This window comes from Chryseobacterium ureilyticum, from assembly GCF_900156735.1.
Taxonomy (GTDB): domain Bacteria; phylum Bacteroidota; class Bacteroidia; order Flavobacteriales; family Weeksellaceae; genus Chryseobacterium; species Chryseobacterium ureilyticum.
In genome coordinates, this window is the sequence record NZ_FTOL01000006.1 from 163,802 (window position 1) to 176,827 (window position 13,026).

The 13,026-nt window shown below is 34.5% G+C and carries 12 protein-coding genes and 1 tRNA gene; 10 read left to right on the forward strand and 3 right to left on the reverse strand.

Going from position 1 to position 13,026, the window contains the following annotated elements:
• Positions 1-12: 12 nt before the first annotated feature.
• Entirely contained in the window at positions 13-2,043 is a 2,031-nt protein-coding gene (locus tag BW983_RS16755; protein ID WP_076553045.1) for an HsdM family class I SAM-dependent methyltransferase, read from the reverse strand.
• Between the two features lie 1,283 nt (positions 2,044-3,326).
• Between BW983_RS16755 and BW983_RS16760 the strand changes: the two genes are divergently transcribed.
• Positions 3,327-3,854 carry an antirestriction protein ArdA gene (locus BW983_RS16760; protein ID WP_076553046.1) on the forward strand — a complete coding sequence of 176 codons (528 nt, stop codon included), beginning with the start codon at positions 3,327-3,329 and terminating at the stop codon, positions 3,852-3,854.
• A gap of 106 nt (positions 3,855-3,960) precedes the next feature.
• On the opposite strand, the gene BW983_RS16765 is transcribed toward BW983_RS16760, so the two are convergent.
• Together BW983_RS16765 and mce are read right to left on the reverse strand one after the other, a co-directional pair.
• Positions 3,961-4,034: transfer RNA gene (locus tag BW983_RS16765), tRNA-Ile, on the reverse strand.
• Between the two features lie 62 nt (positions 4,035-4,096).
• The gene (mce, locus tag BW983_RS16770) at positions 4,097-4,495 is read right to left on the reverse strand and encodes a methylmalonyl-CoA epimerase (RefSeq protein ID WP_076553047.1); all 399 of its coding nucleotides are present in this window, start codon (positions 4,493-4,495) and stop codon (positions 4,097-4,099) included.
• 92 nt (positions 4,496-4,587) lie between these two features.
• Between mce and rbfA the strand changes: the two genes are divergently transcribed.
• The 9 genes from rbfA to BW983_RS16810 all read left to right on the forward strand — a co-directional run bounded on the left by rbfA (position 4,588) and on the right by BW983_RS16810 (position 12,963).
• A complete protein-coding gene (rbfA, locus tag BW983_RS16775; RefSeq protein ID WP_065396629.1) occupies positions 4,588-4,947 on the forward strand; it encodes a 30S ribosome-binding factor RbfA in 360 nt (119 codons plus the stop codon).
• A gap of 3 nt (positions 4,948-4,950) precedes the next feature.
• Complete coding sequence (locus BW983_RS16780; RefSeq protein ID WP_076553048.1) at positions 4,951-6,156, forward strand: ABC transporter permease; 1,206 nt, start codon at positions 4,951-4,953, stop codon at positions 6,154-6,156.
• 79 nt (positions 6,157-6,235) lie between these two features.
• Positions 6,236-8,026 carry an HNH endonuclease signature motif containing protein gene (locus BW983_RS16785; protein WP_076553049.1) on the forward strand — a complete coding sequence of 597 codons (1,791 nt, stop codon included), beginning with the start codon at positions 6,236-6,238 and terminating at the stop codon, positions 8,024-8,026.
• 64 nt (positions 8,027-8,090) lie between these two features.
• Positions 8,091-8,828: a shikimate dehydrogenase family protein gene (locus BW983_RS16790; protein ID WP_076553050.1), complete on the forward strand. Its 738-nt coding sequence runs from the start codon at positions 8,091-8,093 to the stop codon at positions 8,826-8,828.
• Positions 8,829-8,902: 74 nt separating this feature from the next.
• Positions 8,903-10,705, forward strand: a complete 1,803-nt coding sequence (locus tag BW983_RS16795; RefSeq protein WP_076553051.1) for a DUF349 domain-containing protein — start codon at positions 8,903-8,905, stop codon at positions 10,703-10,705.
• Positions 10,706-10,767: 62 nt separating this feature from the next.
• Positions 10,768-11,793: a bifunctional diaminohydroxyphosphoribosylaminopyrimidine deaminase/5-amino-6-(5-phosphoribosylamino)uracil reductase RibD gene (ribD, locus tag BW983_RS16800; protein ID WP_076553052.1), complete on the forward strand. Its 1,026-nt coding sequence runs from the start codon at positions 10,768-10,770 to the stop codon at positions 11,791-11,793.
• A 62-nt stretch (positions 11,794-11,855) separates the two neighbouring features.
• Complete coding sequence (locus BW983_RS24615; protein ID WP_449391699.1) at positions 11,856-12,020, forward strand: bacteriocin-like protein; 165 nt, start codon at positions 11,856-11,858, stop codon at positions 12,018-12,020.
• Between the two features lie 41 nt (positions 12,021-12,061).
• Positions 12,062-12,247: a bacteriocin-like protein gene (locus BW983_RS16805; protein WP_076553053.1), complete on the forward strand. Its 186-nt coding sequence runs from the start codon at positions 12,062-12,064 to the stop codon at positions 12,245-12,247.
• Positions 12,248-12,354: 107 nt separating this feature from the next.
• The gene (locus BW983_RS16810; protein ID WP_076553054.1) at positions 12,355-12,963 is read left to right on the forward strand and encodes an IMPACT family protein; all 609 of its coding nucleotides are present in this window, start codon (positions 12,355-12,357) and stop codon (positions 12,961-12,963) included.
• Positions 12,964-13,026: the final 63 nt, after the last annotated feature.

Below are 13,026 nucleotides of genomic sequence, written 5' to 3' on the forward strand. Positions count from 1 at the left end.
TGAGTGGGGAATCTACTTTCCCAAGTTGGGGTCTTGTTGTTTTAGGATGTTAGATACTTCCCATGCTAGGTATTCGGACACGGTTTTTTTGAAATCGGCAAGGGTGGGTTTGGTGTCTATTTTTTGGAATTGGTCGAAATTCCAATCTGCACCGCTGTCAGTAATTTTGCCCATTACGATCTGGGTGTTCAAATCCCAAAGGTCGGCGGAAACATCGGCTGTATTGCCGTTGCGATAGATTTCTACAATGTCTTTGTAACGTTGCATAGGGTTGTTGGTTTCTAGTGTACCACGTTTGGTACGTTTGTAGCCATCGTTGCGGAAGTCGATAAACTTTACCTGCTTGTTGGGGTCGTGTTTTTTGCCTGTATGTTCTACGACATAAATAGAGGTTTGCACACCTGCCATTGGCTGAAACAAGTCTACTGGCATCTTGATACTTGCTAACAATTGATTTTCTTTCAAAATGGCTTTACAACTTGCTACAGCCTTACCACTACCTGCGGAATCTTGTATAATGATGGCAGCCTTGCCCCCAATTTGCATATTTTCTAACCCAAATTTGATGAAAGGCATTCCGTTTTCTTTAAAGGAAAAAGGAGGGTTGAGTAACAATTTGTCTGCTTGAAAAGATTGATACAAGTCTAAAGGTTCTTTGAATGATGAGCCTTTCCGAATGTTACTAGAGCCATCGCCACGCAATATCATATTGGTAGAAGCTAGGGTAAACATCTCTGCATTGAGTTCTATCCCAAGGAGTTGTTTTTCTTTAATCTCTTTTATCTTGTTGTTGGCTTTGGTGGTGTTTTTACCGTATTTGGTTTCGGCACATTCTATCATGAGTTGCATAGATGATATAAGGAAGCCCGCCGATCCTGTTGCTAAGTCCATGACCTTAGACTCTTGGTCTACCTCTAATATCTGCGACATCATTTTGGTAACGTATGGCGGTGTAAGTACAATACCAATCTCTTTACCATCGCCCAAAGCGTACTTTAAAAACTCGGAGTACATCTCGCCCATAATATCCAAATGCCCACTCATAGAATCTATGGAAAGGAAGATGTTTTGGTAGATATAGGTAAATATTTGTTTGTTTACGCTAGAAAGTTCTGACAACAATGTTGAAACAATGCTGTCTAAATCTGTTTTTGTATCTCGGTCTGTATCTTTATTAATCTCCTTGAAGGAAGCCATCATAAGGGATAGTTTCTCTTGCGGGATTTGTTTTCTCGTAAGGTAGTTTTCTATTTGATTAACGATAAGGTCGCCATCTCTTTTGTTGTTAAGGTTGGAACCTTTTAGGCTGTCGGGTGTTAAACCTACTTCTATGTCGCCATCTATGGTGATGTCCTGCATAGACAAAAGCATACCCGAAACGTACAGCACACGTTGAGGGGCGGTAATGGCGTGATTGTTCATTAACTTGTTAAGCTTCTTTGCATATTCTTGCAATTTGGCTTGAGAGTCAATAAGTATTTTGTGTTTCTCGTCTTCTGTAAGGGTAGCAGATTTGTAGAACTCTGTAAAGGATTTTTTGTTTTCTAAAAAATCCAACGTTTCATACGTATCTACCAATTTGTAGGTTTCGTCTGTAGAACCATAAACGTAATATACCTTGATGGCTACGTTTTCTGGGTTGTCCCCAGCAATACCAATGGCAATGGCTTCGTTGTACTTTTTGCTCATAATAGCACATTGTGCGTAATGTACAGCACCATTAACGGCATAGGTTTTTACGGTTTTAATATCGTTTTTTAGTTTATCGCCTGTAGTTGCTTGTAGTTTAGAAAGGCCTAATTTGTTTTCTATGATAACAGGAATGTTAAAAGTTTCTAGTTCGAAATCAGGTTTCCAAGATTTACTTTTTTCTTTCTCTCCAGCTTCTTCTAGTTCTAAGCGTTTCATTTTAACGCCTTGTTGGATAGCATCTTTTAAGTATGGCGACATTGCCGATTCTACAGTGTATTTTGTTTGTTTGATGCGAGCAAATTCTGCCTTTACCCAATCATTTACATTATCTTCTAAACTCCAGCTTTTCATTTTATTTTCCGTATGATTTTTTGACGATGTACAAAAATAGTTTTTTAATATTTATGGGGACGAAATGAATGTGTTTTTATACAAAAAAATCCACTTTCGTGTAATTCTATGTTTTTGTTTTTTTTAAGTTCTGTTCAGAAAGGGTATCGCCTAACTTTCTAAGTTACGCATTGCGTCAATAATAACAATAGATATTGCGCCAATTTTTTTAATCTTCATGAATTAATGTATAAATGTATATAAGATTTGATTTTCAATAATAACGGATGAAGTGTTTTTATGCTTTTTTTGTGTAGGCGCATATTTATATTATTTTTGATTAAAACGAACTAATGGAAATTATATCATATCCGTACTGTGAGAAACTGAGGATATGATTCTATCTGTAATAGTTTTATAAGTTATTATATATTCGCTGTAAACTACAAAATTTGATTCATTTTGTAAATTGTTACAAGTCTATTGTGACTTAGGTAAGTAACCTTTACGGTTGTGACGGGGTGTGAAAAATAGGAATCATAACAAGTGTACTTTTGTCAATATATATCTACCTATTTACCCCAAAACGAAAAAAGTCCCTCAATGAAACGAAAGACTTTGAAAACACAAATGATGCAACTTTTTGTTGGTTCGTGCAATCTTAACGTGTAATCTCTGCAAACTACTATAAACAGAGGTGTTTTCAGTGTTTCTGCAACATAATACTTATATATACTAATTTCATATATCTAATTATATACTACTTATACACTTCTCTAACAATCTTAAATCAATATTTCAGGGTTCTTTGGGGTAAACAATGTGTTACGTTTTTTGAGTAGAATATGTTTTTCCCGCGGGCTTAAAGAGAAAATGTATAATACTTAGTACTTTATTTACACCATCCCCGTCAAAATTTGTTGTAAAAAGTCCCCCCGTATCTTAGTATCAATTTTTTTGTATACGTATCGAGCCTGTACCCACTAAGCAGATTTCCCACCCCATCAGAGAGATTTTTTTGCCATACCCCCTATGAAAGGGTTTTTGTTTTTGACGGTTGTTTCTGTTTTCCAGCGCTTCGACTGGTTAAAAAGTTTTTAATAAGATCTTGTAAAGTGTTGATATTTTGGTTAAAATGGCTTGTAATACTTGTGGTTATCAGCTTTTTGTTGTATATTTAATACAGTTTTATAAGCTACTTTCTACTAAAAACATATCTCAATATATCATAAAAAAGCCTTGAAGTGTTGGAGCACGACAAGGCGACATCAATAAATTTTAAATCTGACTTAAAACTTATCAACATGACAAAGTTAACAAATTGTCTTGATACTGCTAGTATCTATGTATCAACGTACGCAAAGTACAACAATGGAAGCCTTTACGGTAAATGGCTAAATCTTTCAGACTATTCTGATTATGAAGATCTTTTAAAAGCAGTGCGGGAGCTTCATAGTGATGAAGATGATCCTGAATTTATGTTTCAAGATCTTGAGCACTGTGAGTTGTTTGAAAACCTTGGATTAATAGGAGAGAGTTTTTTATCTCCCGAAATTTACGAAATAGCACAACAAATAAATGATTCAGGGTATAACGTAGAGGTGTACGAAGCGTGTTTGGATAATCTTGGAAGCATTGATTTCCAAAGCCTGTATAAGTATGTAAACAATTTTTATTACGGCGAATACGACAGCGATGAAGATTTTGTACAATGGTTGTATGAAGATGATACGTTTAATATTCCAAACTGGGTTGTAATTGATTGGAGCGCAACTGCACGGAGTATAATGTTTGATTATTTTGAGTCTGGCGGACATTATTTCCGCAGTTAAATAAAGATTACTCAGTTTACTTGTGTATACTTTTAAACTTGACCTGTACCTTGACCCATTACAAAACAAAAGCACCTACATTTCTGTAAGTGCTTGATTTAAAAAGTGGTCCCACCTGGGCTCGAACCAGGGACCACCTGATTATGAGTCAGGTGCTCTAACCAACTGAGCTATAGGACCTCAAAACTTGGTTAAATTTTGTGTTTGCAAAAATAGTAAAATTTCTTTCACTACAAAATTTTTTATTGCTTTTCTTGGCAAAGTTCTACCAGCACACCGTTTGTAGACTTAGGATGAAGGAATACAACTAATTTGTTATCAGCACCTTCTTTCGGTTCTTCAGAGATAAATTGAAATCCTTCTTTTTTCAATCTTTTCACTTCCTCAAGGATATTTTCTACCCCAAAAGCCAAATGATGGATACCTTCACCCTTTTTTTCAATGAATTTTGAGATCGGACTTTCAGGATTACTAGCCTCCAGTAGTTCAATTTTACTGTCTCCCGTTTCATAGAAAGAAGTTACCACTCCTTCCCTTTCTACAGTTTCTTTTTTATAAGATTCTTTCCCCAATAATTTTGTAAAAAGTTCGTCAGATATTCCCAAAGACTTTACTGCAATACCGATATGCTCTAGTTTCATAGTTATTAATAAGTATAATTAATCGTAAATTTGATACTACTGCTTAATTTCAAAGTATCAATTCAAACAAAAGTACTAAATTTGCATAAATTATGGAAAGTAACAGACAAAGAAAAGTAGCTCAGATCATTCAGGAAGACTTCGCAGAGCTTTTCCGCAAACAAGCTGCTGACAGCAAACAAAGTATATTGGTATCCGTTTCAGACGTAAAAGTGACGGCTGATTTGGGTATTGCTAAAATTTATTTAAGCATTTTCCCTCAGGAATTTCGTACTGCTGTAATGAAGGAGATTGAAGAAAATAAACCTCAGTACAGAAATTTCATCGGTCAGAAAATGGCAAAACAGGTACGTATCATCCCACAACTTAACTTCTATCTAGACACGGCTCTTGATGATGTAGAAAGATTGGATAGAGAATTAAGAGGCGAAGGAGACAACCCTGTTTTATAGATTTTGAAGAATATTGCATTTTACATAGCATCCAGATACCTTTTGGCTAAAAAAGGTAGTACTGCAGTTACATTCATTACATGGTTATCCGTAGGTGCCATGATGGTTGCTGTGACTGCAATGTTCGTCATTATTTCCGTTTTTTCAGGGCTTGAAGACCTGAATAAAGACCTAATCTCTAATCTTCATGCTGATCTTACTTTAAAAAGCTCAACAGGTAAAACCATTAAAAATCTGGATCAGGTTAAAAAGGTTTTAAACAGCAATAAAGAGATCACCAGCTATTCCCGTGTCATTGAAGAGAAAGTATACATTAGCTTTAATGGTAAAGGAGATATTGCTTATTTAAGAGGTGTTGATTCCGCTTATGTGAATGTAAACCCTATTAATAAAGAAGTTTTTTATGGAACTTATCCAAGTTTCAAATATTCTAATGAAGTTCTGATGGAAAACAGCCTAAATAACAGGTTGTCGGTCCCAGTAGATTCTTCCAATCATTACGCAACGGTTTTTATGCCAAAGCCAGGAACCGGAATCATCAGTAAGGAAGAAGACATTTACAACAAACGAGATATTTCGGTGACGGGAGTTTTTCCAGGAAAAGACCAACTGGATAGCTACGTTATCTCTCCTATAGAATTGACTGAAGAACTATTAAATCTTCCAAAAAATTCAGCATACCAGATTGTTATTAAATTAAAAAATCCAGAAAATGCCGATTCAGTAAAACAAAATTTACTTGCTTCTCTTGGTAAGAATATCGAGATTAAAACTAAAGAAGAAGAAAATGCAGCTTTCTGGAAAATGATCAATACTGAAAAAATGTTCATCTATCTGATTTTTGCACTGGTAATCTTTATTACAACATTTAATCTTGCCGGAGCCATTATTATCCTTCAACTGGATAAAAAAGAGCAGGCAAAATCTCTTATTTCACTAGGCTTTCCTTTAAGCCACCTGAGAATGACCTATTTCTATACAGGAATACTCATTGTTATTTCAGGTGTAATCTCAGGATTAATCGTTGGAACAGCATTATGCTATTTCCAACTTTACACCGAATTCTTCAGAGCCAATGAAGCCCTTCCATTCCCTGTCAAAATAGTTGGAAAGAACTATATTATCGTAGCGCTTACCGCTTCTATATTTGGAATTGCAATCTCATGGTTCTTCTCTAAAATCAGCAAAGAGTATATTACTAAAAATTAATATATTAAGTTAATACATTTAACCTAAACAACATTTTACGGTTTCATTTTTTCGTACCTTTACGCCCCAATTTAAAAAAATGAAACGAATTTTATCCTTTTTTCTACTAAGCTTTGCAATAATCAACGCTTGGGCTCAAATGCCTGCCGATTATTATAATGGTGCCACTGGTTTAAGCGGAGCAAATCTTAAAACTGCTCTAAAAACAATCATTACTAATGGACATTCTGACCATGGATATGATGGATTATGGACGGCTTATCTTACTACAGACCGTGATTATTTTTACGAACAGGATGGAACAGTTCTGGATATGTATTCAGAAAATCCTAATGGTCAAGATCCGTATAACTTTGTACCTAATGTAAAAAAATGCGGAAACTACTCCAACGAAGGAGACTGTTATAATCGCGAACATGTTATTCCACAAAGTTTATTCCATGAAAATTCACCCATGGTATCTGATGTTCACTTTATACGTCCCACAGATGGAAAAGTGAATGGAAGAAGATCAAGCTTTCCATTTGGAAAAGTAGGAAATAACCCTACTTTCACCTCTCTAAATACCTCTAAATTGGGAGCATCAGTTTCCCCTGGATATAATGGTACTGTATTCGAACCTATTGACGCATTTAAAGGAGATATAGCCAGAATGATTTTTTATTTTGTAACCAGATATGAAAACTTACTTTCAACATTCAGTTCAGGAAATATGTTGGGAAGCACTCCATATCCAGGTTTACAACCATGGGCATTACAGCAATATAAGGAATGGCACCTTATGGATCCCGTATCTGATGAAGAAATTGCTAGAAATGAGGCTTCATACACTTATCAAGGGAATAGAAATCCATTTATTGACCACCCAGAATATGTAATGCAAATCTGGGGATCTCAAACGCCAGATACCGAAAACCCTACAGCTGCAACAAACTTAGCAACAAGCAATCCTACTTCAAATTCAATAGATCTTACCTGGACAGCAGCAACAGATAACGTAGGGGTAGTATCTTATAGTGTTTATGTAAATGGAATATTAAAATCAACAGTAGCAGGAACATCTACCTCTACAACAGTAACAGGATTATCTCCATTAACAACCTATAACTTCTATTTAATTGCAAAAGATGCATTTAATAACTCATCACCACAAAGTAATGTAGCACCAGGAACTACTCTTGACGGACCTGTAGGAATAGGAGGTTGCGGAACAGAAAATTTCAATACTATTACTGATAATGATAATTCTTATAGCGAAAGAATATGGACAAACAACGGTATCACATGGAAAGCAACAAACACAAAAGTAGATGAGCCTCTTGGCACTTCAAAAGCTATAACCATCAGAACCGGAGAACTTACAAGTTCTTCTATCGCCGGAGGTATTAAAAGTTTAACATTAACAACTAAAAGAATATTCTCAGGTTCAAATGGTACTTTAAATGTTTTCATTAACGGAACGAATGTAGGTACTATTCCTTATACTCCTACAGCCACAACAACAACAATTGACAACATCAACATCAGTGGGGATATAATCATCAAAATTACTAGCACAACAGGCAACAGACCTACTATGGATGACCTTAGCTGGACTTGTTATAACGGATCACTAGCAACTTCTGAAGTTAAAAAAGACAAATCTCAATTCACGATCTACCCTAACCCGGTTAAGAACAACGAATTATTTGTAAAAGGTGAAAACTTAAACAAAATTTCAAAAGCAGAGATCTATGATCTTTCCGGAAAAGCAATTGAAGTGATTGCAAATCCTTTCAAAAACTCAAACAAAATCAACCTGAAAGGACTAGTAAAAGGAACTTATATCCTAAAAACAGATAATTTTTCTACCAAATTCATTGTAGATTAATTATTACAAAATATTTCACACTAAAAGACCGGATTTATCCGGTCTTTTTTTTAATTTTGATCATATGGATTCCAATAAAAAATTAGGATTGATAGGACGCAATATTTCCTACTCTTTTTCTAAAAAATTCTTCGAAAACAAGTTTCAAAAGCTTATGCTTAAGGACTTTTCCTACGATATCTTCGATCTAAATGAAATAAATGAGGTAGAAAAACTTTTCTCATCACCTGACCTGTTAGGATTCAACGTAACTATACCTTACAAAGAACAGATCATTAATTATCTTGATGAACTGAGTGATGAAGCTGAAAAAATAGGAGCAGTAAACTGTGTTTTGATTCAGAATGGTAAAAAAACAGGATACAACACTGATGCATTCGGATTTGAAAAAACCTTACTCCTTCATAAAAAAAACAATCAGGATAAAGCCTTAATTCTAGGAAACGGAGGAGCCGCAAAAGCCGTAAAATATGTTTTGGATAAACATAACATTCCTTCACAAACTATTTCAAGAAGCACGGAAATTAATTTTGAAAACCTGGATAAAGAAACAGTTCAGGAACATACTATCATTATCCAATGTACCCCTGTAGGAACATTCCCGAATGTGGAAGATTGCTTAAGCTTTCCTTTCGATGGGCTTTCTGCAGAGCATCTGGTCATTGACTTAATATACAACCCAAATTATACTCAATTTATCATCAATGCTTCTGAAAAAGGAGCAAAAACAGTAAACGGGTATTATATGCTTGAACAACAAGCAGAAAAAGCTTGGGAAATTTGGAATTTTCAAAAAAAATAACATAAATTAGTACTTTAATTGACTTTACAGCTATATATAAAGGATATTAACGCCACTCACATAAAAGATTTGCTATGATTACAGAAAACAATCTTTCTGAAAACGAAGAAAAGAAAAATCCTAACGAAGTATCTCAGGAAACATCAGAAAATACAAATTCTCATGATGCAGTTCCCCATGAAGATGATGCCGAACACCTGGAAGAACATGAAGATGTAGATATTTCTTTGGCTGATGCCTTAAAGGAAATGGAAAAAATAATCAACACTCCTAATGCTGGTGAAAACTTTAAAAGATTCAATCAGCTGAAGGAAAAAGCAAGTCATTACATCCATGATGAAATTGAAGATAAAAAGCATGAATATGCTGAGACTGGAAACGGTCTTGAAAACTTCAGTTATGAGCATCCTTTACAAACCAAGCTCTCGGCTCTGATAAATATCTTCAGAGAAAAACATGATGATTTTCAAAAAGGTCAGGAAGAAGAACAAAAAAAGAATCTTGAGCACCGTCAAAGTATTATTGAAAGATTGAAAAATCTATATACAAACTCTGAACCCGGTACAAACCTTTTCAAATCTATCCGCGAGATCAAAGAAGAATGGTCTAAAGCAGGACAGGTAGCTAAATCAGAATTTAAAATTCTTAACAATAATTATTTCCATCACCTGAACCAATTTTATCAGATGCTGGATTTAAATAAAGAATTTTTGGAGCAGGAATACAGCCATAATCTTGAAAAAAGACAGCACATTATTGCCCGCGCTCAGGAATTGGAAAATGAACCTGTAATTCAGAAAGCTTTAAATGAACTTCAGTATCTTCACAAACTATGGAAAGAGGAAGCTGAACCAGTTGCTGAAGAATTCCGTGAAAAAACATGGGAAGAATTCAAAGAAATTTCCAATAAAATTCACGAAAGAAAATCTGAACTTTCAGCATCTATTGAAAAAGAACAGGCTGCCAATCTAGAAAAGAAAAGCCAGATTATCACTGAAATCAAAAAACTTTCTGAACCATCAGAGACTCCTAACCACAATTACTGGCAAAATGCCATCAAAAGAGTTGAAGATCTGCGTTCAGACTTCTTAAAAACCGGAAGTGTACCCAGAAAACTTTCCAACCAAAACTGGAATGATTTCAAAACAACACTAAGAGGATTTAATACAACAAAAAATAACTACTACAAATCATTAAAAGGTTCTCAGCAGGCTAATCTGGAAGAAAAATTAAAACTGATCCAGACAGCTCAGGATAATCAAAATAACGAAGAATGGGATATTGCTGTTCCATTGTTCAAAAAACTTCAGGAAGACTGGAAAAAGATAGGACACGTTCCAAAGAGCATGACCAATAAAATTTGGGATGAATTCCGTGACGCTTGTAATGCATTTTTCAATAATTACAGAGAGAAAAGCAATACCTCCACAGACAACTGGAAAGAAAACTTTAAAAATAAAAGAGCTCTTCTTGACGAATTAAAAACGGTAAGCAACGAAGAAGGAAGTATTGAAAAGATTGAGCAGATCAAAACAGCTTGGAATAATATTGGAAAAGTTCCAAGAGATAAAATTTCAATCAATACAGAATTCAACAAGACTCTAAGAGAGAAACTGAAGATCAATAAGATCAACGAACTTGAATTAAAAGAAGAAGGGTTATCTGAAAATCAACTTACCGATAAGGCAAGAAAGATTAAAAATCAGATTTCTGATCTTGAAGGTGAAATTGTGAAACTGGAAAACAACCTTTCATTCTTCAACAAACCATCAAGAGAAAATCCTCTTTTAAGAGATACGTACAATACAATTGATGAGAAAAAAGCTCATTTGGAAACATTAAAGCAGAATCTTCACAATATTATTGCCGGAGAATAAGTCTTAACAAAATATACAAAGCGGAGCAAAGCAATTTGTCTTCGCTTTTTCTTTTTACACCTATGAACAACGACGAATTTTACATTAAAAGATGCATTGAATTGGCTCAAAAAGCCTTAGGTAAAACCTACCCAAACCCTCTTGTTGGCAGTGTAATTGCACACAATGGGGAGATAATCGGCGAAGGTTACCATCATAAGGCTGGAGAAAATCACGCCGAGATCAATGCCATCAATTCCGTTAAAAATAAAGAACTCATTCCCGAATCTACCATCTATGTTTCATTGGAACCATGTGCACACTACGGAAAAACACCCCCATGCGCTTTAAAAATTAAAGAACTGGGCTTTAAAAAAGTAGTGATCGGAGCTATGGATTCTCATGATAAAGTAAATGGAAAAGGAAAAAAGATCATTCAGGATGCAGGAATTGAAGCCGTTTCAGGAATTCTTGAAAACAAATGTATTGAACTTAATAAAAGATTTTTCACCTATCACGAAAAGAAAAGACCTTACATTATTTTAAAATGGGCAGAATCTGGTGACGGATTTCTGGATAAGGATTTTAAACCTACAGCAATCTCAAATACAATAGTTAATCACTTTGTTCATCAATTGAGAGCTGATGAACATGCTATTTTAGTAGGAACACAAACCGCTTTAAATGACAATCCGAGTTTAACCGTAAGAAATGTTGAAGGAACAAATCCTGTAAGAATATTAATCGATTTTGATTTAAAAGTCCCTGATAACTTTAAAATCTACAACAACGAAGCTAGAACGCTTGTTTTAAATACCATTAAAGAAAGCACTGAAAGTAATATTCATTTCATCACCATAGAAAAGGAAAACTTCTTGAATAATCTGATGAACGTTTTATACAAAGAACAAATACAATCTGTTATTATTGAAGGTGGACGCTTTACATTACAACAATTTATTGATGCTAGACTTTGGGATGAAGCTATCATTATAAAAAATGAAAATCTCATATTAGGGAATGGCACAAAAGCCCCTGAATTTAGCGATACAGCCTATAAAACAGAAAATTACAGAGATAATAGCATTTCTTTTTATAAGTCGAATTAACATATTTTATCACTCAGAATTGAAATAATTTCTTTACATTAGTAATATCAAAAAATATTATCATGAAAAATTTAAAGAAAGTTTCAAGACAAAACTTAAAAAAAGTCAGCGGAGGTATTGCTCCTAAATGTTGTTCATATTACCCACCACAATGGCAACACTGCTGCCCAACACCTTCAAGTATGAGCTGTCCACCACCTTGGGAAGTTGGATCATTTCCATGTTAATATGATTACATCGTACAAATTAATCAACTAAAAAAATAATCATGAGAAATTTAAAAAAGCTATCCAGAACAGGATTAAAAACAATTCATGGAGGTGCTGTTTTTGTAACATGTACATTACCGAATGGACAACCTACAAGATGTAGAGACAGATGTCCTCAGGATTTTTGTGGTCCCACAAGCTATATGTGTCTGATCCCAATGGACCTTTGTGGAGATGGAATTTAAAAAGAATTTTATATCCAAAAAAAATATAAGCCGTCAAAATTTGACGGCTTAATTTATGATTATAATACAGAATACATATTTTTGCAGAAATAAAGCTGGAATACAGAATGACGTTTGAGTATAAAACCATAGAAAAACCCATAGAAAATACTTTATTAAAAGAAAAAGGAAGCAAGTTTATAGGATTTGCCTTCCCGGTTACCAATGAAAAAGAACTCAAAGCTGCATTGGAAAAAATCAGGGAAGAACATCCCAAAGCAACACACCATTGTTATGCTTTCAGAATGGGATTAAATGGCGAAAATTACAGAGCTAATGATGATGGTGAACCCTCAGGAAGTGCCGGGCTACCTATTTACAACCAACTCTTGGCAAATGAAATCACCAATGTTCTTGTTATTTCGGTTCGTTATTATGGGGGTACAAAGCTAGGCGTTTCAGGTTTAGTTAAAGCTTATAAAGAATGTGCAAAAATCACTCTGGAAGAAGCTAATATCATTACAAGAGAACTGGAAACTGAAATCGAGATTCAATTCAACTTCAATCAACAGAACACCATCTTCACTCTACTTTCAAAATTCGATGCCAAAGTTTTAAACTTTGATGCAAATGAAAATTGTATTCTTACCGCATCTTTAAAACTAGCACAAAAGGAAAGTATTTCAGAAAAATTATCGGAAATGCAACATGTCTCATTTGAATTTAATGAACATTGATTTCATAAAATAAAAAACATCTCAGAAAGTATCTGAGATGCTGTATATTTCATACGAATCTTA